This is a genomic window from Microcoleus sp. B4-D4, from assembly GCF_036705185.1.
In the GTDB taxonomy this organism is placed as follows: Bacteria; Cyanobacteriota; Cyanobacteriia; order Cyanobacteriales; family Microcoleaceae; genus Microcoleus.
In genome coordinates this window covers 48,737-70,134 of sequence record NZ_JAUBTX010000023.1, presented here as the reverse complement: position 1 = coordinate 70,134, position 21,398 = coordinate 48,737, and the positions used below count along the sequence as shown (strand labels likewise).

The 21,398-nt window shown below is 45.2% G+C and carries 24 protein-coding genes; 12 read left to right on the top strand and 12 right to left on the bottom strand.

Translation table 11 applies throughout. The features are described 5' to 3' along the window. Window positions 1–12: 12 nt before the first annotated feature. Window positions 13–789, bottom strand: coding sequence for a class II glutamine amidotransferase (locus tag QUB13_RS17730; protein ID WP_333382955.1), 777 nt, complete (start codon window positions 787–789; stop codon window positions 13–15). A gap of 131 nt (window positions 790–920) precedes the next feature. Between QUB13_RS17730 and QUB13_RS17725 the strand changes: the two genes are divergently transcribed. Next, a complete protein-coding gene (locus QUB13_RS17725) occupies window positions 921–1,043 on the top strand; it encodes a hypothetical protein (protein ID WP_333382953.1) in 123 nt (40 codons plus the stop codon). Window positions 1,044–1,139: 96 nt separating this feature from the next. Here QUB13_RS17725 and QUB13_RS17720 read toward each other — a convergent pair whose 3' ends face one another. Together QUB13_RS17720 and QUB13_RS17715 are read right to left on the bottom strand one after the other, a co-directional pair. Next, window positions 1,140–2,030, bottom strand: a complete 891-nt coding sequence (locus tag QUB13_RS17720; protein WP_333382951.1) for a thermonuclease family protein — start codon at window positions 2,028–2,030, stop codon at window positions 1,140–1,142. A gap of 125 nt (window positions 2,031–2,155) precedes the next feature. Then, window positions 2,156–2,755 (bottom strand): acyl carrier protein phosphodiesterase, encoded by a 600-nt coding sequence (locus tag QUB13_RS17715; RefSeq protein WP_333382949.1) that lies wholly within the window; start codon window positions 2,753–2,755, stop codon window positions 2,156–2,158. 43 nt (window positions 2,756–2,798) lie between these two features. Here QUB13_RS17715 and QUB13_RS17710 point away from each other — a divergent pair, with 43 nt between their 5' ends. Beyond that, complete coding sequence (locus QUB13_RS17710; protein ID WP_333382947.1) at window positions 2,799–3,086, top strand: hypothetical protein; 288 nt, start codon at window positions 2,799–2,801, stop codon at window positions 3,084–3,086. Window positions 3,087–3,168: 82 nt separating this feature from the next. Here QUB13_RS17710 and acs read toward each other — a convergent pair whose 3' ends face one another. The 3 genes from acs to QUB13_RS17695 all read right to left on the bottom strand — a co-directional run bounded on the left by acs (window position 3,169) and on the right by QUB13_RS17695 (window position 5,949). Next, window positions 3,169–5,139: an acetate--CoA ligase gene (acs, locus tag QUB13_RS17705; protein ID WP_333382945.1), complete on the bottom strand. Its 1,971-nt coding sequence runs from the start codon at window positions 5,137–5,139 to the stop codon at window positions 3,169–3,171. 119 nt (window positions 5,140–5,258) lie between these two features. Next, window positions 5,259–5,621 carry a DUF5615 family PIN-like protein gene (locus QUB13_RS17700; protein WP_194067524.1) on the bottom strand — a complete coding sequence of 121 codons (363 nt, stop codon included), beginning with the start codon at window positions 5,619–5,621 and terminating at the stop codon, window positions 5,259–5,261. After that, window positions 5,599–5,949, bottom strand: coding sequence for a DUF433 domain-containing protein (locus QUB13_RS17695; protein WP_333090351.1), 351 nt, complete (start codon window positions 5,947–5,949; stop codon window positions 5,599–5,601). Before QUB13_RS17695 ends, QUB13_RS17700 begins: the two co-directional genes overlap by 23 nt. Before the next feature lie 255 nt (window positions 5,950–6,204). Here QUB13_RS17695 and QUB13_RS17690 point away from each other — a divergent pair, with 255 nt between their 5' ends. After that, window positions 6,205–6,393, top strand: a complete 189-nt coding sequence (locus QUB13_RS17690; protein WP_333382942.1) for a hypothetical protein — start codon at window positions 6,205–6,207, stop codon at window positions 6,391–6,393. A gap of 453 nt (window positions 6,394–6,846) precedes the next feature. Further along, window positions 6,847–8,052 carry a DUF4336 domain-containing protein gene (locus QUB13_RS17685; RefSeq protein WP_333382940.1) on the top strand — a complete coding sequence of 402 codons (1,206 nt, stop codon included), beginning with the start codon at window positions 6,847–6,849 and terminating at the stop codon, window positions 8,050–8,052. Between the two features lie 244 nt (window positions 8,053–8,296). On the opposite strand, the gene QUB13_RS17680 is transcribed toward QUB13_RS17685, so the two are convergent. Then, window positions 8,297–10,081, bottom strand: a complete 1,785-nt coding sequence (locus tag QUB13_RS17680) for a metallophosphoesterase family protein (RefSeq protein ID WP_333382938.1) — start codon at window positions 10,079–10,081, stop codon at window positions 8,297–8,299. A gap of 304 nt (window positions 10,082–10,385) precedes the next feature. On the opposite strand from QUB13_RS17680, the gene QUB13_RS17675 reads away from it, so the two are divergent. Together QUB13_RS17675 and QUB13_RS17670 are read left to right on the top strand one after the other, a co-directional pair. Beyond that, window positions 10,386–10,616 carry a hypothetical protein gene (locus tag QUB13_RS17675; protein WP_333382936.1) on the top strand — a complete coding sequence of 77 codons (231 nt, stop codon included), beginning with the start codon at window positions 10,386–10,388 and terminating at the stop codon, window positions 10,614–10,616. A gap of 491 nt (window positions 10,617–11,107) precedes the next feature. Next, a complete protein-coding gene (locus tag QUB13_RS17670; RefSeq protein WP_333382934.1) occupies window positions 11,108–11,392 on the top strand; it encodes a hypothetical protein in 285 nt (94 codons plus the stop codon). Window positions 11,393–11,635: 243 nt separating this feature from the next. Here the strand turns inward: QUB13_RS17670 and galT are convergent, their stop codons facing one another. From galT to QUB13_RS17655, 3 genes are all read right to left on the bottom strand, one after another. Next, entirely contained in the window at window positions 11,636–12,661 is a 1,026-nt protein-coding gene (galT, locus tag QUB13_RS17665; RefSeq protein WP_333382932.1) for a galactose-1-phosphate uridylyltransferase, read from the bottom strand. Between the two features lie 343 nt (window positions 12,662–13,004). Then, window positions 13,005–13,124, bottom strand: a complete 120-nt coding sequence (locus QUB13_RS17660; RefSeq protein WP_228049975.1) for a CRISPR-associated endonuclease Cas2 — start codon at window positions 13,122–13,124, stop codon at window positions 13,005–13,007. Window positions 13,125–13,232: 108 nt separating this feature from the next. Continuing rightward, window positions 13,233–13,562: a DEAD/DEAH box helicase gene (locus QUB13_RS17655; RefSeq protein WP_333382930.1), complete on the bottom strand. Its 330-nt coding sequence runs from the start codon at window positions 13,560–13,562 to the stop codon at window positions 13,233–13,235. A gap of 164 nt (window positions 13,563–13,726) precedes the next feature. Between QUB13_RS17655 and leuB the strand changes: the two genes are divergently transcribed. Continuing rightward, complete coding sequence (gene leuB / locus QUB13_RS17650; RefSeq protein WP_333382927.1) at window positions 13,727–14,812, top strand: 3-isopropylmalate dehydrogenase; 1,086 nt, start codon at window positions 13,727–13,729, stop codon at window positions 14,810–14,812. Between the two features lie 246 nt (window positions 14,813–15,058). Here leuB and QUB13_RS17645 read toward each other — a convergent pair whose 3' ends face one another. Continuing rightward, complete coding sequence (locus QUB13_RS17645) at window positions 15,059–16,537, bottom strand: bifunctional orotidine-5'-phosphate decarboxylase/orotate phosphoribosyltransferase (RefSeq protein ID WP_333382925.1); 1,479 nt, start codon at window positions 16,535–16,537, stop codon at window positions 15,059–15,061. 221 nt (window positions 16,538–16,758) lie between these two features. On the opposite strand from QUB13_RS17645, the gene QUB13_RS17640 reads away from it, so the two are divergent. From QUB13_RS17640 to QUB13_RS17625, 4 genes are all read left to right on the top strand, one after another. Next, window positions 16,759–16,881, top strand: coding sequence for a pentapeptide repeat-containing protein (locus QUB13_RS17640; protein ID WP_333382923.1), 123 nt, complete (start codon window positions 16,759–16,761; stop codon window positions 16,879–16,881). 85 nt (window positions 16,882–16,966) lie between these two features. Continuing rightward, window positions 16,967–17,125, top strand: a complete 159-nt coding sequence (locus QUB13_RS17635; protein ID WP_333382920.1) for a pentapeptide repeat-containing protein — start codon at window positions 16,967–16,969, stop codon at window positions 17,123–17,125. Window positions 17,126–17,257: 132 nt separating this feature from the next. After that, window positions 17,258–17,968, top strand: a complete 711-nt coding sequence (locus tag QUB13_RS17630) for a DUF547 domain-containing protein (RefSeq protein WP_333382918.1) — start codon at window positions 17,258–17,260, stop codon at window positions 17,966–17,968. 585 nt (window positions 17,969–18,553) lie between these two features. Then, the gene (locus tag QUB13_RS17625) at window positions 18,554–18,982 is read left to right on the top strand and encodes a hypothetical protein (protein ID WP_333382916.1); all 429 of its coding nucleotides are present in this window, start codon (window positions 18,554–18,556) and stop codon (window positions 18,980–18,982) included. Between the two features lie 215 nt (window positions 18,983–19,197). Here the strand turns inward: QUB13_RS17625 and QUB13_RS17620 are convergent, their stop codons facing one another. After that, window positions 19,198–20,169, bottom strand: coding sequence for an SH3 domain-containing protein (locus tag QUB13_RS17620; RefSeq protein ID WP_333382914.1), 972 nt, complete (start codon window positions 20,167–20,169; stop codon window positions 19,198–19,200). A gap of 625 nt (window positions 20,170–20,794) precedes the next feature. Between QUB13_RS17620 and QUB13_RS17615 the strand changes: the two genes are divergently transcribed. Further along, on the top strand, window positions 20,795–21,238 hold the full coding sequence (locus QUB13_RS17615; RefSeq protein WP_333382912.1) for a hypothetical protein: 444 nt from the start codon (window positions 20,795–20,797) through the stop codon (window positions 21,236–21,238). The last annotated feature ends 160 nt before the right edge of the window (window positions 21,239–21,398 follow it).

Sequence of the window (21,398 nt, the reverse complement as noted above, 5' to 3'; positions counted from 1 at the left end):
TTAAAGTCCGCACTACGAACCGGATATCACAGGTAAACCATCCTGAAATACCAGCAATTGTCCCGGTTGAATTTGCGTCCAAACTTCATCATCAGTCAGCGGAAAAGTAGCAATAACCGCCACGCGATCGCCCTCCTGTGTCAATTCCCGGAAATCCACAGTTACATCTTCATCGATCGAGTGCGCCCTAGCAAAAGGTGCTTGTCGCACAATATAATGCAGATTAGTAGAACAGTGTGTAAATAAATGTTCTCCATCAGAAAGTAAATAGTTAAAAATTCCGTGCGCTGCCAAAGTTTTAGTAATTTCGTTCAGAACATCGTAGATTTCCGTCAAAGCAGGCTTGTTTTGAGGGAAACTTTCTCGCAACTTTTCTAATATCAAACAAAATGCTTTTTCGCTGTCAGTTTTGCCTACAGCTTGATAAAATCCCGCACTTTCAGGATGAAAATTTTCCAGATTACCGTTATGAGCAAACACCCAATAGCGTCCCCAAAGTTCCCTACTAAAAGGATGGCAATTTTCCAGAGAAATTTCGCCTTGAGTAGCTTTGCGAATATGAGCAATCACGTTAGTTGAATGAATGGGATAGCGGCGCACTAATTCAGCAACCGGAGAATCAATAGCAGGTTTAGAGTCTATAAAAAGGCGACACCCCAAACCTTCAAAAAAAGCAATTCCCCAACCGTCTTGATGAACGTCAGTTCTGCCACCTCTTGCAGAAAAACCCTCAAAAGAGAAGCAAATATCGGTTGGAACATTGCAGTTCATTCCCAGTAATTGACACATGGCTTTGACCTCTCTGGAGTTGGGATTGATGGCGCAGCTCTTGGTAGCTACAGATTGGCAATGATAGTATTATAGTATAAATTGATTTAGTTTCATAAAAAAAACAGACTAATTTGGAATTTTTAACCGCAATGCTACTGAAATCAAAACAATGCGTGAATCGCAGCTATCCGGTTCGCTTGGAAGCATCTCTGGCTTGGCAAAAAGCATTTTTTTACGACTTGCGAAAAAAACCGCTGGCGGGGATTGTATAGCAAGCAACCGGGGAACCTCGCACTACAAATTCTTTCGGATAGATGCAGCCCTGCTATTTGTCCGTTTTTTTTATTCAATTCATGTAAAAGTAAATTTTATGGAGGGAAATCAGAAAATTGTTTGAGATTGTTTAAAACTATTTGAGGCTTACCTTTGTATTGTTCTATCTTACCGCTGATATAGACATATCCCCGTCCCATACCCGCATAACGCTTCTCGATTAGCCGCTTCAAAGGAGCCTTTTCATCAGTTTTAGCATCAGGTATCCACAAATCTAATCTGTGATACGATGAACCCGCATAAATTCTAGCATGACCGCCGATCCATTGATTAATTCCAGACAGTAAATCGCAGAAAATAGTAATAGGTTTAGCTGTCTCAGAAGCTGCTAAAATTTTCTGGTAGTGCAACCTCACAGAAAGCGCTTCTGTAGTTGCTTCACACAAGCGGAAATCTTCAACAATCGAGCCGCGCATCGACCACCAAGGCAGTAAAATAGTATAGTTGCGACAGGGAATTTGGGCATTGGTAATCGGATTCCAAATCATCAGATTGTAAGCTTTTGCAGCCGATTCTGCTTCAGTCATTGGTCGGTGATACAATCGGGAGCGCCCGTATTTGACAAAGTAGGGACTCCAGCCTTGTTGAATCAGTTTGAGGTTGTAATTTTCTCCATCTTTATGTACGTAACAGAGGAGACGGCCGTAGTTGTCGCGATGTTTTTCTAGAGCAAGTTTAACCGGATCGTCTGTATCAAATTCTATGTCAATTTGAGCAAATTTACCATCTGCTGTAGTGAAGTATTTTTTCGCCATTTCCGAAGCTGCTTTGCCGGCTGCTGTAACAGGTTTTGAACTGTTGGAGTAACTTTCTTCTGTATCGACGCAAATCAGCCGCAGAGACTCGGTTGTGCCGTTGAGAGAAATTTTGATGCTGTCGCCATCAACTACTTGAGTTACTTGCAGGTTCTGAATTCTGGTTGCCATATTTTGAACCTTGTTGGACTTGAGATTAGATTCGCATATTTAGGCTAAATTGTACATGAGTTTGCTGCCCAAAGCAATTAGTGAGAACCGATCGCAGTCAAGTGCACCCAAAAACACCCTACTGATTAGTGTTGGTATTTTTGATATTGATTTTTGCAAGTTGCTGCGTAACTTATTAAGTCTGGGAAAAAAGCCGTAAAATCTGATTCAAGCTGCTGATAATTAACTGTCAAATCTTCCACTCCACCTGCTAAGTTATTTGTCCGCTTGATTCTTGCCGACATTCGATGGAGAGCAATATCTATTCCGCTAATTTCCTGATAAGAACCGAGCAAGTCGCGGGCGATTATTTGCGGCATAATCCGCTGAAGTGATTCTGGCAATATATCGCGGTTGTCTTGCAGGACTTTGTAGGCTAGGCGGGCAAAATCGCAGAGTGGAACTTCTGAATACTTCAGCCAATTTTTAGCTAAAAAGTGGTCGTAAAATACGTCTATCAAAACTCCAGCAAACCTGCGTCTCTGGGCGCAAACCAGGCTTGTACTCGATCGCACTACTGCATGAGAGTCCGTGTAGCGATCGACTTTCCGGTGCAAATCGATGCCGTTTCTAATTTCCTCGGAATAAAGATTGACTGCCGAACCCTTGACAAAATCGCCTAAGAGGTTGCCAATCAGCGATGCTGGCGTACCGTCTGATAAGAATAGATGAGCTAAATAATTCATTGCTACAGTAAAAAAATCTAAGATAGCATAGGGAGAAAGAGTAATGGCTATTCTCGAATGTGTAAAACCGGGTGCTAAATTCGGTCAAATTATTCTGGCCGTCGATCTGACTGTTGCCGGTTCAGTTGATAATGTTTTAGCAAAAATTCAACACTTAGGATATGACCCAGAAATCCGTCATGTCAACTATCCGTCTGGAGTTCACGTCTTAGCAATTCTCAAAGACGAACAGCATTCAGAAGCAGTCGATGATGACTACTTGCTGGAGGATTGGCTGCAAGTAAGGTCGGAAATTAACAGCGATGCCGTTCATTTGTGGCGAGGTAAATAAGCGAATTAACAATTAAACCGCAGATGAACACAGATGTAAATCTTATCTGCGTTCATCCGCGTTTATCTGCGGTTGCACAGCCCTACGAATCAGCCCGCAACTTATCCAAAACAGTCCGATCTTCCAAAGTCGAAGTATCCCCAGAAACCTCTTCTCCGGCGGCTAAAGAACGCAGCAACCGGCGCATAATTTTACCGCTGCGCGTTTTCGGCAAAGCATCGGTAAATCGAATTTCGCCGGGACGGGCGATCGCCCCAATCTCCTTAACAACGTGCTGCTTCAATTCCTTCTCCAATTCTGGACTCGGTTGCTGCGAGTCATCCAGCGTCACAAAAGCGACAATTTCCTCACCTTTAATCTCATCCGGTTTGCCAACAACCGCAGCTTCCGCCACCGCTGGATGCGATACCAAAGCCGATTCAACTTCCATCGTACCGAGTCGGTGTCCGGCGACATTAATTACATCGTCAACGCGGCCCATTACCCAGAAATAACCGTCTTTATCCTTGTGCGCGCCGTCCCCCGCAAAGTATACGAATTGGCCATCTTTCGGGTGCAAATATTCCCAATAAGTGCGGCGGAAGCGATCGGCATCGTTGTAAAGTGTACGCATCATTCCCGGCCAAGGATGTTTGACAACTAAATAACCGCCGCTTTGATTAGTTACTGATTCGCCATCTCGATCGACGACATCGGCAACAATTCCGGGGAAAGGAAGGGTGGCAGAACCGGGTTTTGTAGGAATTGCACCGGGCAAAGCGGCAATCATAATTCCGCCAGTTTCTGTTTGCCACCAAGTATCGACGATTGGACAATTTGAGTTACCAATTACGCGCTGATACCACATCCAAGCTTCTGGATTGATCGGTTCGCCGACTGTTCCTAACAATCGTAAAGATGACAAATCCCGGGCCTTGGGCAAGTCTTCACCCATTTTCATAAAGGTGCGAATTGCTGTTGGTGCGGTGTAGAAAACAGTGACACCATATTTTTCAATTACGTCCCAAAAACAGCCGGGATTCGACGCGCGGGGCGCACCTTCATACATTAAAGTTGTTGCCCCGTTGGAAAGCGGCCCGTAGAGGATGTAACTGTGGCCTGTAATCCAGCCGACATCGGCAGTACACCAATAAACATCGGTATCTTGCAAGTCGAAGATCCACTTGGTTGTCATGTGGGTATAAAGGTTGTAGCCACCGATTGTGTGGACGACTCCTTTCGGTTTGCCTGTGCTGCCGCTGGTGTAGAGTACGAATAGCATATCTTCGCTATCCATTGGTTCGGCGGGACAATTTGCTGAGGCGTTTTTTTGCAGTTCGTGCCACCAAATATCGCGCCCCGGTTCCATCTCAATTTGTTGTTTGGTACGCTGAACTACGAGAACGTTGGTAACGCTTGGTACGGCGTTATTTGCTAATGCTTTATCGACTTGTGCTTTGAGGCCGACGGCGGTATCTTTGCGGAAGCCGCCGTCGGCGGTGATGACGAGTTTTGCTTCGCCGTCCTTGAGGCGATCGCGCAATGCTTCAGCGCTAAATCCGCCAAAAACTACGCTGTGTACTGCACCGATTCTGGCACAGGCTAGCATGGCGATCGCAGCTTCGGGAATCATGGGCATATAAATGCCGACGCGATCGCCCTTTTGCACTCCCAATTCTTTGATGACATTCGCCATTTGGCAGACTTCGCGGTGGAGTTGCGCGTAAGTCAGCGTGCGGGAGTCACCGGGTTCGCCTTCCCAGATGAGGGCGGCTTTGTTTTTGCGCCAAGTGGTTAAATGGCGATCGAGACAATTGTAAGAAATGTTAATTTTGCCATTGACAAACCATTTAGCAACAGGTGGCTGCCAGTCGAGTACGGTATCCCACTTTTGGAACCAGTCTAATTCTTGCGTAGCCAGTTCGGCCCAAAATGCTTGGGGGTCAGCAGCGGCTTTGTCGTAGAGGGCACGGTACTCTTCTAAGCTTTTGACCTGTGCTTTTTGGGAGAATTCAGCCGTGGGCGGGAATAGGCGTTTTTCATGCAGAATTGATTCGATCGTATCTTGTGACATCGCTGTTAGTTTTTTCTTCAGTTACTCTTTGTAACTATTGTTTGCATAAGTTGGGGCAAAAGTATGTTTATTTTCCTTAAGACAGGGGCAATTTTGTCAATGTTGGGGATGTGTGAGAATTATGGTAGCGGTAAATGCTCAATTTTATCTTGGTACTCATCATCAAACGATCCTTGATAAATCAAAATCAGTTCCTCAATATTTTGACCGATACTCAGCTTGGAATTCAGGATAAATATTCCTGGGATATGGCGATTTTGCTCTAGATGATCTGTTAAATGAACGGGCATAGAGCGGCGATTGTTGGTAACGAGAATGAAATTGTGGATTTCGCACCAAATGAGAATTTCTGGGTCGAGAGTCCCTTTGGAAGGTGCTGTTAGTTCTGCCACTGCGAGAACAACCAGATCGGGATTGCGCCTGCGAATTTGGTTAACATATGCAGGATCGACATTTTCATCAAACAGATACTGGATTGCCATCAGCTTTTCTCATTGCATCTCTTGCTGCTCTCAGTTTGCGGATTTTTTCATACACTGGACGAGGATTGCGGCGCTGTTCTTCTCGCATTTTTTCGCCCCATTCCAGCCATTCGGTTATGTACTTACCGACTGCTTCTTTGTTGTGCAGGTAGTACAAAATTGTTGCATAAACTTGTTCGAGGGTGAGGGATGTATAAATGTTAGCGATTTCTTCGGGAGTTCGGGCGCGAAACAGGTATTCGTAAAGAATGGTTTCGATGCCGATTCGGGAACCTTTGAGCCGAATGTCGTCAGGTCTTAGGAAGTTAAAATATTCTTCTAGCTGCATGGCTGGTTCTGGGTAATATCTGGTATGATTGTATCACAAGTAATTGTCTGTTTGGGGATTGAGATCGTTTGCGGTTTTTTCGGAATGATTTAACCGCAGAGAGCGCAGAGAGCGCAGAGGAAGAGAGAGATGAATAATTCTGATACCAATGGGTTTTAATGGTTGCTTAAACATCATCAATTTATCCCCATTTTAAGATAAAATTATACCAAGTTTGCAATATACTTGACAGGAACAGCCGATCGCACAAAAGCTATGACCCAAAATTTAGAAGCAAGCCAACTTTCCCTAAATGACGTTCGCCGCCTTCTCAAACTGGAAAGACAAACAGCAGGTTCTTTTGCTGAGTCTTTATTTCTGGAACCGCTGACGGATTTTGAACAGCAGCAACTCTTGCAAATCAGCAATGACTTTTGGCGCTATCTAGAAGTGGGGAAGGTTTAGGAAGAATTGGTTAAGTTTTTATCACTTTCACCGTTGATGAGATTAACGGAGTTTTTTGAATTTCCTGTTGTGCTGACAATGGAAGATAGGATTCAGATCGAGGTTTAAGATGGAGATACTTTGATTAAAGGGCGGTTGGATATTCTCGCTGTGAATGGGCCGGAGGCGGAGATTGGGACGGCAAAGTAGACTTGAGTTGCATAAGTCACGGGCTCGATACATAAACCGCAGATTTCTGGTAGATTAATACTGATTGACGCAGATGATTTTAGGGTATTTTCCGATTTTTTAAATTCAATGCTGCTGATGCCGGCAGTCAAAACTGAAACTTTCAAAAGCCCGATCGCCCGTAACCCCTTTTCAACTCATCGAATCCGCGTCGCAACATTGAAATAAGATTAACAAAAGTTCGATCGCGCGCAAGTACCAAAAAATCGGCAAGGAGTCGCACCAGTGGCAGAGGGAGAAGGCACACCAACACCAACACAGACAGACAATCGGGACTATTCCTGGCCATTTTGGCCGATCGTCCCAATATATCCCTACGGCAAGCGGCGCACCATCCGCAAAGAAATAGTCAAAGACAAAATCTGGACTTTTGACCAACTGCAAGGCATTTTCTACGTGATTGTGCCGGTGCGGATGACAGTTATTAAACTAGAATCCCAAGGCCTTCTAGTCTACGCCCCCGTCGCACCGACTCGCGAGTGCATCCGCTTGCTAAACGAGTTAGTAGCAGAGCACGGCGAAGTTAAGTATATTTTGCTGACAACCGGTTCCGGCATCGAGCACAAAGTGTTTGTCGGCCCGTTTGCGAGGTGTTTTCCCGCAGCGCAGGTGTTTGTCGCCCCGCAGCAGTGGAGTTTCCCCATAAATTTGCCCCTGAGTTGGCTGGGTTTGCCGGCAAAACGCACCTCTGTACTGCCCCGTGACAGCAGCAACACGCCCCTCGCAGGTGAATTTGACTGGGCAATCCTAGGCCCGATCGACCTCGGTTTGGGCCACTTCGCTGAAGTTGCCTTATTTCACAGGCAGTCGCGCACGCTGATGCTAACAGATTCCGTCGTTTCCATTCCCGAAAACCCGCCCGCGATTCTCCAACTCGACTCCTACCCGCTGCTGTTTCACGCCAAAGACACCGCATCGGATGTGGTGGCAGACACCGAGGAAAATCGGCGCAAAGGATGGCATAGAATCGCCTTATTTGCCATGTATTTTCGCCCCAGCGTGCTGGAAGTGCCGCCCTGGTCGGGGGTGTTTGACAGAGCTATCAAAGCGCCAGAACGCTCTAGGAAAGCTTATTTTGGGTTGTATCCGTTCCAGTGGAAAACTGGTTGGGCGCGATCGTTCGAGGCTTTGCGGGGTGGAGGGCGGTTGTTGGTTGCGCCGGTTTTGCAGGCTTTGATTCTCAACCGCGCGCCGAGGGAAACTCTCGATTGGGCCGATCGAGTTGCGAGTTGGGATTTTGAGAGGATTGTACCTTGTCACTTCGATCGCGCGATCGACTCCCGCCCCCGCGAATTTCGGCAAGCATTCTCGTTTCTAGAAAAATACTCGCCTGTTAATTCTTTACCCGAAGATGATTTAAAATTGCTCAGGGATATTGATGCCGGTTTGAATAAAACGGGTTTAGTTCCGCCTGCAAAAGACAAGGTTTAATGGGATAGTTACGGACGCATTCTGACCCAAAAAACCCGGTTTTTTAGGAACATCTGAGTTTTGCATTTAATGATAGTGCGATCGTCCCCTATCGCACTATAAATACAAAAAATGTTTTTTACCATGCAGGAGATGCTCCTGTTTTTTATTTAATTTGGGGCGATGGCGAAGGATTTGCGTAAAAGTTCAGGTTTCTGAATGCACGTTTCGAGCTAAATTAGTCCCAAAGTTCAACCACACAAATTCACGATTTTTTCAACTTAAACTCATCAAATTTTACAACATTTGACGTGGGTTTCCGCGTATCAAAATAATAGCTGTTAACCGTACCGTTCCCAGTTTCAAAAATACTGAAAGCCGTAAGATCGTTGCTCTCAATATACGGCAGCGGCAGCCCGGTTTTCCCCAACAAAGGCGCTACAGTCGGCACCACAGGTTCCAATCCGTTCGGGTCTCCAATAGCGCTGTAATCCTCGCGATATGCCGGCGGCACAAATCGGCGCTTTTCCCCCGCAAACGCACCGTAAGTGTTGCCCACATTAGAAGTCTCTAAAAAGTGCATTCCAGTCGAACTCACAAACCGATTCCACAAATGCGAGTGTCCGTACAATACCAATTGCACGCCCGCTGTTTCTAGCAGCGGCACCACATCCCGAATAAGATAATCTTGCTGTTTCGGATATTCGTAACGCACCATCTTAATCTCGCCATCCTCAGTGCGATCGACTATTTGTACCGGGTCAGTATAAGCAGGTACAATATTGTCGCCGAGAGAATGTGGCGGGTGGTGAAACATCACAATTTTATATTTTGCCTGCTTAAATTGGACACTGTTTAATTCTTGTTCCAGCCAAATATATTGATCGCTGCCCTTGGCAATTGGCTCGAAAATATGCTGTCCGTATCCCCATTTTTCGGGACGGTCAAAATCTTCGTCCCGTTCCCGATATCTGCCTCTGGCCGCCGGATCTAAATTCGGAGTCCGCCAGATATTTGTAACATACAAAGTCACTAACCGCACGTCCCCAAAAGTCACGGCATAATAATTTTGGTCGCTTGGTAAGCTAAAAATTTCGTTGTAGGTATCGCTGTTAAAACTATTATTTTTTAACAAAACATCTTTATTTTTTACCCCATATTTTTGAGTGAGGTATGGATATATTTTCTGGACTGCAGCGCGGGGGAAAGCATCCTTAAACTGGTCGTTCAGGGTGCTGGTAGTTGAAAACCTCCCCATGATTTCATGGTTCCCAATTGCCGGAAATAAGGGCGCGTGCTGGATCAGTTCGCCGCCGCCGTACACTGTTTTGATGCCGTTTTTGTCGAGTTCCGAGAAGGCGCGGCCTTGCAAAGCGGGGAAAAAGGCGCGCCCTCGGTAGTCGTCGAACCATTCGGAAGCGCGATCGGCTATATTAATTAAATCCCCAGCCATGAAAACCGCGTCAACTTTATCAATTGTTTCTGTTACTTTCTGGAGATTGGCTGCTGTCATCGGCATCAATTGATGGTCGGAAGTGAGAAGGATTTTGAGCGGTATTCCTGCTGCTGGTGTCGGAGAAAGTGTAAAAACTTTGCTGCTGACAGATGTGCCGTCTTTTTTGTAGCTGGTTACTAGATAAGGAATCCGCACATCGGGCGTTAAATTGCGGACTTCTGCTTCATGCCGCCAGATGTCGCGCACAATGGGATTGTTGTTAGTTATTCCCGGTTTCATTTCATCGGGAATTTGCGAGTCTTTGTCTTCTCTGGTGCGGCTTAGCTTGCTAGTATTTGCTGCAGCAGTTTTATTTAAGTTTTTTCCGTAACTAACAGTGTTGCTAGTACCTAGAAACTCGGTAAACCACACAACTCGCACCGAGTTTGCTGTGGGAAATTGCAGAAAGGGGTCGGTTAAAAGTTGTGGTTTGTTGAAAAATGATTGTACAATCAAACTTAGTAAGAGGACAATTAAAATCAAAACAGCAAAAAACCACAGGTTGCGAGAAGAACCTTGGGAAATTTCTGATTTATCGGGTAAGGGTGTTAACATAAATTATTAGTTATTAGCTTGTAGGAAAGAGTTTCACCGACCAAATAGAAATCCCAACCCAAATACATCTAAACCTGCCTTGAAAAAAATCAACTGCCAACGCTATCAAAAAGTTAAAAAATCAGTAAAATATCTCACATATAACAAACCTCAACCATTTTTTCACATCTTCTCATCTCTGCATTCTCTTTCTCTGCGCCCTCTGCGTTCTCTGCGGTTCATAAAAAAAATACTTTGCACAAATTATTTAGACTTGCTACACACAAATCTTACCACCATCTGACACCTAAAATATCAAATAGATATGACCCGCCACCTTCTCGAAGCTAACTGCAAAACTGTACAGTTGGGCGGTTTTTCTCCCAAGTTGGAACCTGCTTTAACTGTGGATTCGATCGCACCGATATCGAAACCTATTCAGGATATGATGTTGCTGACAATGTACAGCCGGAATTTCTTACCCCGGAATTGCTTAGATATTTGTCAAAATTTGCCTCCCAATCGCAAAGTCGGGACAAGGAGACGGCGAAGTTAACAATACTGCGATGGAAACCTCGATGAATTGGACTGTTAAAATGATCTTGTTTAAGGATTTATTTGTGATATTTCCGTTGGCTGAAAATCCTACTCATGTTGTGATTGTGGGATTCGGTAGGACATGAGATGAAGCCTGGAAAATGGCGGTAAAACAGACGGTTTATGGGTGGCAAAAGTTTGCAGGTTTCAAAGAGGAAGATGCTGAGGTTTTGTGTTCTATTGCGGTAATTTTTCGGATGGCGCAGGCTGTCAACAATCCCCAAAAAAATTTCGCGGAATGGTGCCCAAGTCTATTTTGCCGGAGGTAAAAATTTGTGAGCGCCAACTGTGAGGTGGTATGATAGCACGCGACCGACTAAACAAGCTCGATCGCGATCGCACGAATTACACAAATTTATCACTGCGGTGGGTCGATCGCGATCGCACAAGCGTTAAAAATTCAGCTTAAGATTGAGATAAGCTGCAAATTTTATCTCAATCGAACTCAGCATGAAAAACCACACTGACGATTTTGCCAAACAGGATTTAGTCGATCGGGCTTTTGGAAGTCCAGCAATCCCCGATCCCACAGCGTGGGTAGACGAACATTATTTTCTAGCTAATTTCGCCAATACTCTGGCCCACCTTCAAGAACATTTATCGGATGACAGTCGAGAAATCGGCGAGAGTGGCGACTCTGGGGAGGCGAGATTATCGATCGACGGTAAAATTAGAGATCTGTTGAAAGCTACTTTTAGCGATGACTGCTGGCAGTATGTCGAAGGTTTATTGTGAGTTGGGTCCACTTGTACCTCGATCGCTTTAGATCGCAAACTAAGCTGTACTGCATTTCAATTGTACATTAGACAAGATTGCAAAAATCCTCAACTCTTCAGAAAATTATTTGCGTTTATCTCGGTTTATTTGCTTGAAATGTGCGATCGATCCTGTGACTTATGCCAGAGATGATTAAAACTCATCAAATCATCTGCTGTCTTGACCTCGGACATTTTTAAAATCCTTGTGATTTATTATACTTTAGGTTTGTCGTAAATTAAGGTCGTCAGGAATTTTAATCGATCGCAAAAACTCGGCACTTTCCTCCGGCAAAGCACTATTGATAAACATCCCGCTACCCAACTCAAACCCAGCCTGCTTCGTGACTCTGGGAATAATTGCGATATACCAATGAAAGTATTTGGTTCCTTGTTCGGCAGTGGGAACCGATCGAATACTATAATTATAATCTGGATCGTTCAATCCGTAATAAAGCTGAGCGAGTACAGTTTTCAAAGTATCAGCAAGACCGATAATTTCCTCATCAGTAATATCATCAAACGAAGACGAATGCCGTCGCGGAAAAATCCAAATATGAAAGGGCGAAAGTGCAGCAAAAGGGATACAAGCGACAAAATCTTTGCTTTCAAAAATTACTCTTTCACGCGCCGCTAACTCATCTTCCAAAGTCCGGCAAAACAAACATTCTCCAGTGTCGTCAAAATATCTAATAGCTTCGTCGATCCGCCTGCGAAATTGGTTAGGCACAACGGGCGTAGCTGCTATTTGCGAGTGAGGATGTTCGAGAGAAGTTCCGGCAGTTGGGCCGTGATTTTTAAAGATCACAATTGTTTCAATATAAGGATATTTTCTAATTTCTAAATAGCGCTGGCGGTATACTAAAAGTATGCTGGCAACTTCTTCAACGGTCAACAAAGCAGTAGTCAAATCATGTCGCGGGTGTTCGACAATTACTTCGTGAATGCCGATTCCCGACATCGTGCGGTAAATTCCTGATGATATCCTGAGCCGTTCTGCTGTCGGGGAGAGGGCGGGATATTTGTTAGCCATTGCTCTGACTTTCCAGCCAGTGTGCTCATCTGTCAAACGGCAAGTTTCTAAGGTTCCGTCTTCTTCATTTCCCACGCAAAACGGGCAATCGGCACGGTGTGGTGGCATTGCTACAATCGTTTTTTTTGTGTTAGCAAATTTGTCCGGTCTTTTTGCCCGTTCGGTGGCGATGATTACCCAATCTCTGGTAATTAGATTTTGTCTAAGTTCAGACATTTTATTACTTTAATTTAAAAGGTTTAATCGTTTTTAAGTATAAATAAAAACTTGCATTATGTCAGTACCTGGTTGCGGATATTTAATAAATCTTGATATTGAGGTGGGAAGGTATTAAAGAGATGGTGATGAATAAAGTTAACTAGAGCAATAGTGAATTGCCAACAATTATGATAAAATAGATTCATCGCCACAGCTAGGAACTAATCTATGGTTCTCCAAATTAATCCCGCGAAACAAGAACCGGGGGCAGAGAAACCGGGTTTTTCACCTAATTAGTCTGCCCAAACCAAATATTTTCCCAAAAAACCCGGTTTCTAAACCTCCGAGTGCATAATTTTATCTAAAAAATTATTGCCCATTCCTCCCAATGTTTCTCAGAACTGTAAGTAATAGTCCGCCTCACCGAACCCGCATCCAAAACATAAATACACACCGAATCCTCCACCTGCTTAATCAACATTTAAATCTTCTGCTGAAGCTTCACAAAGTCAAAAAATACTCAAAAACACTGTACTGCGTCCACCTTCGGTATCCACACAGCAACTTGTGCAGCCTAGTCCGCCGCTTGTTAGCACCAGCGGAGACTGTTAGCGATGGTTCTGATCGACACAACATAGATGAGTTTTTCGGGAGAATCGAGGTTGAGAGATTGGCTGAAGAGAAAAAGGGCGATCGCACTTTCCGTTTTTCCCGAACCCGTCGCCGCCCTCAGCAGCACATTTTCGCGGTTGAGGATTTGGCGGATTGTTTCTATTGGGAATTGTCGGGGTTGAAATCCAGTCAGCGCGCGAAAGTATTCGTTGATGTCAGTACCTGTATAGAATGTCTTCAGGGGCAAAAATCCCGTTTGTGCGATCGCGCACAGAAGCTGATATAATCCTAAGTTTCTGTACGCCATATTATATCCGCTCAACTACCATAATAAAAACGGTTTGTAGTCAGGACTTTAGTCCGCATCAATGCGAGCACTTTAGCCCTCATTACAAACTAATTTTATGACGATCGTGCGAGTAGATATAATATAATTCCTCAAGAATCTACAATCAAAACCCCAAAATTGATATGACTCAAAACTACCGCATCACTCTTTTGCCGGGAGACGGCATCGGCCCGGAAATTATCGCTGTAGCGGTAGATGTCCTGAAACTTGTCGGCAAACAATTGGACATCGGCTTTGAATTTCAAACAGCATTAATAGGCGGTGCTGCTATTGACGAAACAGGCAATCCGCTGCCCGAAGAAACTATGGAAAAATGCCGCAACAGCGATGCAGTATTACTAGCAGCCATCGGCGGTTACAAGTGGGATAATTTGCCGCGCGAACAGCGCCCGGAAACAGGATTATTAGGAATGCGCGCCGGATTGGGATTGTTTGCAAATTTGCGTCCTGCAACTATTTTACCGCAATTAGTCGATGCTTCTTCCTTAAAAAAAGAAGTTGTCGAAGGCGTTGATATTATGGTAGTCCGCGAACTTACAGGCGGCATTTATTTCGGCAAACCCAAAGGCATTTTTGAGACAGAAACCGGAGAAAAACGGGGTGTAAATACAATGGCTTACACCGACTCGGAAATTGACAGAATCGGGCGAGTCGCTTTTGAGACGGCCAGGAAGCGCGGAAAAAGGCTATGTTCCGTTGATAAAGCGAATGTTTTGGATGTTTCGCAACTGTGGCGCGATCGCATCATTTCCCTTTCCCAAGAATATCCCGATGTCGAACTTTCTCACCTCTACGTTGACAACGCAGCAATGCAGTTAATTCGCTGGCCAAAACAGTTCGATACCATAGTCACCGGCAACTTATTCGGCGACATTCTTTCCGACGCGGCGGCGATGTTAACTGGTAGTATTGGAATGCTACCTTCTGCTAGTTTAGGAGCAAGCGGGCCTGGAGTTTTTGAACCAGTGCACGGTTCCGCGCCGGACATCGCCGGACAAGATAAAGCAAATCCCATCGCCCAAGTTTTAAGCGCGGCAATGATGTTGCGCTATGGGTTAAATCAGCCAGAAGCTGCTAATAAAATCGAGCAAGCAGTTATCAAAGTTTTGGATAAAAATTACCGCACGGGCGACATCATGTCAGAAGGCATGAAACAGGTCGGTTGTCGGGCGATGGGCGATGCTTTAATTGAAGTTTTGCAAGGTTAATCTAATTGGCTCGGAGGGGCGGGTTTACCAACCATCTATGCCTAAGATAAATAATCTCGTAAACCCGCCCCCACACAACCAAAAATCAAAATCTACGATTAATTTACTCGTTCCCAGGCTCTGCCTGGGAACGCATTTCAGGAGGCTCTGCCTCCATTAAAACAAAGCAAACGAGACAGAATTTTGGAGGCTCAGCCTCCAGATATCAATTACCAGGATCGGCCTGGTAATTATAAATTATATACTTTAACCTTCCGCAGTCAACATATTAAATTGCTCCGTATTAATGCGATTTGCTTGATACAAAATTTGAGCAATTTCTGAAAGCGCTAGCACAGAATGTGCGCGATAACCGTTGGCCTGCAATTTATCTTTTACACCCTGTTCGTGGTCGATTAAAACCACAATATCTTCTACATTTAACCCCGCAGATTTTAACTTGCCCGCACCTTCCATCACGCTTTTGCCGCTAATCAAAATATCATCGACTACGACAATGGTTTCTCCCGCCTGAAAATGCCCTTCAATTAACTTACCCGCACCGTAAGTTTTCACTTCTTTGCGCGGAAAAATCATCGGGCGTTCCATCCGCAATGCTAAACCCGTTGCTGTGGGTAAAGAACCGTAGGGAATTCCGGCAATGCGATCGAATTTTAAACCCTTGAGAATGTCTGCATAGGCGCTGACAATTTGGTGAAAGATTTGCGGAATTGAGATGATTTTTCGTAAGTCGATGTAATAGGGAAAGACTGCGCCCGATGCTTGTACGTGGTCGCCAAAAACTAGGCAGCCGATGTCATAAAGTTGCAAGATTAAATCGCGGTTGGGTTCGGGTTGCAAAAAGCATACGTCGGGCAGCCACAATTCGCAAGTTGGACTGCCTGCGATCGCCCGCAGCCTCTGTTCGTTAATTTTATCCCGCAATTTCTCAATTTCTCGGCGCGGCTCTTTTTTCGCGAACAAACTCGGGGGAATTGGCAGCAATAAATCCTCACCATTCTTGCTTAAACCGGCCGCCAGCAGTTGTGCGAGGTCGTTTTCTTCTGCAATGTCATTTTCTTCGGCGATATCTCCTTCAACTAAAATCAACCGTTCGGGAGCTGCTTGGCGGATGCGCGCCAACAAATCGGGCATTACTCCTACTTCCAAACCGAGTTTTTCGGGAGTTCCCCAAGTTTGAGAGAGTCGGACTAATTGCAAGTACAAAGGGTTGTCTGCTGTCGGGTATTCTTGCAATGCGGCGGCTGACGGGTTGGCAGTGGCACAGAGGACAAAAACAGTTTTTCCGGGATATAATAAAAATGGTGCTACTTCGTCGAATCCGGCATAGGGACTTAGAGTAATAGCGTCAAATTGCCAGTCTTCAAATACGGTTTTGGCAAACACTCCGCTAGTGTTTAAATCGCTGTGTTTGGCATCTAAAATTACGGGAATATGGCGGGGAATTATTGTTAAAATTTGTTGCAGCAGTTCCCAGCCGGGGATGCCGAGACATTGATAAAAACCGAGGGTGAGTTTGCAGGCACAAATTAAATCGGCTGTTTGGTCGATCGCACTTTTGAACCTTGCCAACAAATCAGTCACAAAACTTTGAGTTTCTTCTCCAGTCATCGAAACCAGCGCCGGCAAGGTTTCCGGGTCGGGATCTAGGGCCAAATAAAGCAAACTTTGATTGCTTTCAACAGCCGCTAACAGTTTATCGAAAAAGTGGCTTTTATTGGTCATATTTGGTAGGGGAGGTAAGGGGAAATACAAATTTGACTCAAAAACAGGGATTAGTGTTGTGCCGCAATCAACCGAGCCCCGTTGAAGTTTAAATTAAGAATCTTTTATAATTGTAGAAGGTAAAGACCATGAAATCTGTAACTTTTGGAGCAGTTTTATTTGGACTGCTTTTCGGGTTGGCCGCAGGGGCGATTGCAGGTAATCTTCAGCAACTAAATTAGTTGCTGTCAACTAACCAGTGTCGCGGCTGCGATTTGAGAAGCATTCCCCTGCCGCAAGCTAGTTTAGTAAATGCCGATTTGCAAGGGGCGGATTTGATATCGTTTCCGGTTGCATCGCAATGATGTTGACTGTTGACTGTTGACTGTTAACTGTTGACTGTTGACTGTTGACTGTTAATTTACTATTCCGATGAAGCGAGGATTTGATATGAGAGGTGCAAATCTCAGAGAAGCTAATTTATCCTGGGCAAATTTCAGCGGGGCTTTTTTGCGACAAGCTAATTTAATTGGGGCAGATTTGACCGGGCCAAATTTGGATAATGCTAAGCTAAAAGGGGCGACTTGGGTTGACGGTAGTATCAAATAAGCTGTACTGTATTTAAATTTAACTTTTGGGCTGCGTCGGAATACCTAGTTTACTCATTGTTTAAAAAAAATAAGCGTACAAATAGAACTCGAACCTAAAGCAATATCCGCCTTAGAATGTGGATGGTAATGAATGATAAATTCGATCGACTTTTCGACTTGGGACGACTTGCTGCAACACTACGTTGATGCTGGGGGCCGTGTTAATTATCGGCGCTGGAAAGCTGAGGGGGCAGATGTTTTGAGCGCTTGGCTGGCAACTTTGGCAGATGTAGATTTAGCTGCTGTTACGGATGCGGATGCGCGGCTGGCGTTGTGGCTGAATGCGTACAATGCGATCGCAATTTCTCAAGTTCTCGAAGTATACCCGATCGCGTCCATTCGTCCCAAAATTTTAGGAATTCCGAATTGGCTAGCTTTTTTGGATTTCTTCACCCGTTCAAACTCGATTATTGGCGGCAAAAAGTACAGTCTCAATCAAATCGAACACGCAATTTTGCGGCCCTCCTTTGCGGAACCGCGCATTCATTTTGCCTTAGTTTGCGCTGCACTCGGGTGTCCGCTGCTGCGTCGCGGCGCTTATTTTCCCGAGTCGGTGCGGGCGCAACTAGAGGCTGATACCAGCAGTTTTATTCGCAATCCCGATAAAGTGCGGTACGATGCCGCGAAAAAGACGCTTTATTTGAGCAAAATTTTTGAGTGGTACGGGGAGGATTTTGTGCAGGTGGCGGGTTCGGTGGCTGAGTATGCGGGCGGTTATTTGGGGCCGGAGGTGGCTGTGAACGATGAATGGGCGATCGTTTTTTTGCCTTACGATTGGAGTTTAAATCAAGTTGAGATTTGAGATTTTCCCAAAGCAGCAGTTATTTTTTGATGGTTGATATAGCCTTTCTCGTAAAGATGAGGTATGTCCGGTAATTGGTAATTGGTAATTGGGAATTGGGAATTGGGAATTGGGAATCGCAAGTGCCTATAGAACCCATTTGATATCTATTCTGCGTAAATCTCAGAAACCGAGTTTCTCTCTATATTTCTCGTCACCCAACCAAAAACTCCAAGAATACCCGGTTTCTCGCCCCTTGCGTAAATCTCAGAAACCAGTTTCTCTCTATATTTCTCGTCATCCAAAAACTCAAAGATGTCAAATGGGTTCTATAGACAAAGCTGCATAAATATTTGATTGATGAGTTAACCGCAGATTTCAAGCGGATAAACACTGATGGACGCAGATAATTTAATATAGTCGGCCAATGAGTTTCAACAGTTGACAGCTTGCTTGTTGACAGTTACCTCTTCCTTCCGCGAAGAGGTTTGCGGGTGAGGGAAATTAATTTTTCCATTCTTCCGACAAGGGGGAAGCTTTAAACCCATTTTTTCTAGTAAAAAGCAGGATTTTAACCTGCGCTACAAGAGTTATTGGAGATATCTAATGAACAAATCTACTCTCGCTCGATCGCTCTTTTTCCTGGCTGTGTTCGCCTGCATCCAAATTCCCGCCGCAGCATTTTCGCAACCTGCAACTCGCTCTGGCTACGAAACAATTAATCCTAAACGGTTCATAACCGATCGCAAAATTACGGTTTCCAACCCCAAAGATATCGCAGCCAAACTCTTTATTCTCGATCGAGAATCTGAAGGCAGAAAAAGCGATGGCATTTTGGTTGAATATCCCACGCGAGAAACCGCCGTAATTGTCCATACAGTCGTCGGCTTGGCTGACGATTCTGTGGCGGGAATGCGCCACCGCATAGAACTCAGGCTCAGGCAAAATAAGTGGGAAATTGTCTGGATTGGCCGACAATCGAAGTGTCAGCCAAATCGCGGACACCAAAATTGGGCAAGCGGCCGCTGTAAGTAGAAAGATCGATCGGCTTTTTGCTGATTATCCCTGCTACCGAAAACTGCACCCCAAAAGTTTGAGGGTTTCTCAAAAAGTACGATCGCCCTTCAACATCGCATCGAATGAATTGCCCCTAATTAAATTGGTTTGTAGTAAGGACAAAGAGTCCTTATTCGCTCAAAGGCGGTTGAGAAGACTCAAATCCTCACTACAAACCGATCGAACTTCTCAGTTTACTTGCACATGATCAAATTTCCAGCCGAGATAAATCCCGGAACAGGCCCTGAAATCTCAACCCAGTTGCGGTTTTCTCCATTCTTGTCTTTCACTAACTGGTAATTCGGCACAAGCGTTACTTGACCGTTAGCTGGTACGCCACCTGTAATCGCAGAAGTCTTTGAAGGCTCTGTGCGAATAGCCAGACCCTTGGGCGCTACCCGAGGTTCTACTTGGCGACACAGACTGACGGGGCCCGTTGCAGGCGCGGGTGCTGGTGTCGCTGCTGGTGCTGGTGTCGGTGCTGGTGCTGGTGTCGCTGCGGGCGCTGGTGTCGCTGCGGGCGCTGGTGTCGCTGCGGGCGCTGGTGTCGGCGCTGGTGAGGGCGCTGGTGAGGGCGCTGGCACTGGTGCGGGCGCTGGTGCTGGCGCTGGCGCTGGCGCTGGACTTGGTGCTGGTGCGGGCGCTGGTGTCGCTGCGGGCGCTGGTGTCGGCGCTGGTGAGGGCGCTGGCGCTGGTGCGGGCGCTGGTGCGGGTGCGGGCGCTGGCGCTGGACTTGGGGAAGGATTTTGACTAATTGTGCAGGAAGCTATATTAGCCTCGTTGTTGGGGTATCCGGTAGCAATGTATCCTTTTACCGGAGAGGTAATTTGAATCCAGAGGCGACCGTCGGAGGCTTTAACAGAAGTGGCACCTTGGAACAGTGTTATCTGAGTATTCATTGCTACACCGCCAACTCTTGGGGATTTGGGGTCTGGGTTCTGACGAACGGTCAAACCTTCTTTGGGAGTGACTTTGCGGCAAAGGGTTTCACCTTGGGCTATTTGAAAGGTGGCGCTGTTTTCAAAGGAAATATTTTCAGCATCCTGACTGGTGGTGGATATTGGTGGGGCGGCATGACCGATCGCCTGAGCCTGCAAACTTCCGGCTACAAGTGCGATCGCGCCCAGCAATACAGCGGGCTTGTTCCAGCAATTCAAGTTTTTCATCCGTTCAACTCCTCATCTCATCAAAACCATTATCTTTATTGCAGGTCAATATAGCAAAAAAATCGATTTGTATTCCATAAAAATGTTTTACATAACATTGTTTATCCTTTTTACTAAAATTTTATTCAAAAAAATTAATCTTTGCTGAATTAAGCCAAGACAAATTAAGGTGCTGCACCTGTCAATTGCTGGCTATCTTAGAACCGGAGAGGGAAAAGGGAAAAGGGGGGGGCTCAACAGTCAACAGTTAACAGTAGCTTAAATGCGTGAGTGTCGATCGCACCTCAGTCGATCTAGCCACCAAAAGTCCCAATCGCTAGCATTCCTGAAAATTCCCTAATCTGTAGATATAAAGTCAACTGTTCAATCGCCCATCACAAATCACAAATCTAAAATAGACTGTTGAAACCCGCAAAACCTGGCATTTGAAATCTATTCTAATAATTTCCAATCTAAAATCTAAAATCTAAAATCTAAAATTGATAGACTGATGTTTTTTGTTTCAATCTATCAAAAGACTGATCTTTTTAAATAGAGCGTCGTTGCATAAGCTCTATCTAGAGAATGGTTCAGTCGATCGCTGCGATAGGGTAGAAATAGAATGTCAAACTTCAATTTTTAATCTATGAAACTGAATTATTTTACCAAAGGGCTTTCGACTGTCGGGCGCTATCTAGCTGCAACCGTGCTTTGCGTATCAGCAATGGCATTTGTTTGGCAGGGTGCGTATTTCTCGAACACCGCAGCCCTAGCCTCTCCTGCTATAAACTCCATCGCAGCAGCAGATATTGGCGATAACGTGCAAGACAAAGCCAGCAAAGATGCTGGACGCACCAAGAATTTCATCAAAGATACAGAAGAAAAAGTTAAGGACGCCGCCAAGACAAATGCCGCCAAAGTCGATCGAGCATCGGATAATGGTAGTTTCGTAGAGCGCAAAGCGAAAAAAGATGCAGCTACAATTGAGAAAAGAGCCGAAGAAGATTCTGCTCGCACTCAAGAAGCAGTAGATAACACCAAGAACGCTGTCGAGCGCGTTGTTGACAGCATCAAGGATGCTTTTAACTAGACAATCAATAATATAGTGTTGGCTCGCTCCACCACTGTCACACTGGTTCGTAGTCAGGACTTTAGTCCTTTTTGCCCCAAATACTAAGGATCGAAAACTTAATAACTTAAACACCTCCTACAGTCCTATCTCCTGTAAGTTACCAGACCAAAGGAGGCAG

Excerpts from the sequence above, each read along its gene's own strand:
- QUB13_RS17630 (WP_333382918.1), top strand. The coding sequence starts at position 17,258 with ATGATAAATTCGATCGACTTTTCGACTTGGGACGACTTGCTGCAACAC.
- QUB13_RS17720 (WP_333382951.1), bottom strand. The coding sequence starts at position 2,030 with ATGGCAACCAGAATTCAGAACCTGCAAGTAACTCAAGTAGTTGATGGC.
- QUB13_RS17715 (WP_333382949.1), bottom strand. The coding sequence starts at position 2,755 with ATGAATTATTTAGCTCATCTATTCTTATCAGACGGTACGCCAGCATCG.
- QUB13_RS17615 (WP_333382912.1), top strand. The coding sequence starts at position 20,795 with ATGAAACTGAATTATTTTACCAAAGGGCTTTCGACTGTCGGGCGCTAT.
- QUB13_RS17700 (WP_194067524.1), bottom strand. The coding sequence starts at position 5,621 with ATGGCAATCCAGTATCTGTTTGATGAAAATGTCGATCCTGCATATGTT.
- acs (WP_333382945.1), bottom strand. The coding sequence starts at position 5,139 with ATGTCACAAGATACGATCGAATCAATTCTGCATGAAAAACGCCTATTC.
- QUB13_RS17655 (WP_333382930.1), bottom strand. The coding sequence starts at position 13,562 with ATGGCGTACAGAAACTTAGGATTATATCAGCTTCTGTGCGCGATCGCA.
- QUB13_RS17695 (WP_333090351.1), bottom strand. The coding sequence starts at position 5,949 with ATGCAGCTAGAAGAATATTTTAACTTCCTAAGACCTGACGACATTCGG.
- galT (WP_333382932.1), bottom strand. The coding sequence starts at position 12,661 with ATGTCTGAACTTAGACAAAATCTAATTACCAGAGATTGGGTAATCATC.
- QUB13_RS17635 (WP_333382920.1), top strand. The coding sequence starts at position 16,967 with ATGAGAGGTGCAAATCTCAGAGAAGCTAATTTATCCTGGGCAAATTTC.
- leuB (WP_333382927.1), top strand. The coding sequence starts at position 13,727 with ATGACTCAAAACTACCGCATCACTCTTTTGCCGGGAGACGGCATCGGC.
- QUB13_RS17670 (WP_333382934.1), top strand. The coding sequence starts at position 11,108 with ATGAAAAACCACACTGACGATTTTGCCAAACAGGATTTAGTCGATCGG.
- QUB13_RS17725 (WP_333382953.1), top strand. The coding sequence starts at position 921 with ATGCTACTGAAATCAAAACAATGCGTGAATCGCAGCTATCCGGTTCGC.
- QUB13_RS17625 (WP_333382916.1), top strand. The coding sequence starts at position 18,554 with ATGAACAAATCTACTCTCGCTCGATCGCTCTTTTTCCTGGCTGTGTTC.
- QUB13_RS17645 (WP_333382925.1), bottom strand. The coding sequence starts at position 16,537 with ATGACCAATAAAAGCCACTTTTTCGATAAACTGTTAGCGGCTGTTGAA.
- QUB13_RS17730 (WP_333382955.1), bottom strand. The coding sequence starts at position 789 with ATGTGTCAATTACTGGGAATGAACTGCAATGTTCCAACCGATATTTGC.
- QUB13_RS17620 (WP_333382914.1), bottom strand. The coding sequence starts at position 20,169 with ATGAAAAACTTGAATTGCTGGAACAAGCCCGCTGTATTGCTGGGCGCG.
- QUB13_RS17660 (WP_228049975.1), bottom strand. The coding sequence starts at position 13,124 with ATGTTGATTAAGCAGGTGGAGGATTCGGTGTGTATTTATGTTTTGGAT.
- QUB13_RS17710 (WP_333382947.1), top strand. The coding sequence starts at position 2,799 with ATGGCTATTCTCGAATGTGTAAAACCGGGTGCTAAATTCGGTCAAATT.
- QUB13_RS17680 (WP_333382938.1), bottom strand. The coding sequence starts at position 10,081 with ATGTTAACACCCTTACCCGATAAATCAGAAATTTCCCAAGGTTCTTCT.
- QUB13_RS17690 (WP_333382942.1), top strand. The coding sequence starts at position 6,205 with ATGACCCAAAATTTAGAAGCAAGCCAACTTTCCCTAAATGACGTTCGC.
- QUB13_RS17675 (WP_333382936.1), top strand. The coding sequence starts at position 10,386 with ATGACCCGCCACCTTCTCGAAGCTAACTGCAAAACTGTACAGTTGGGC.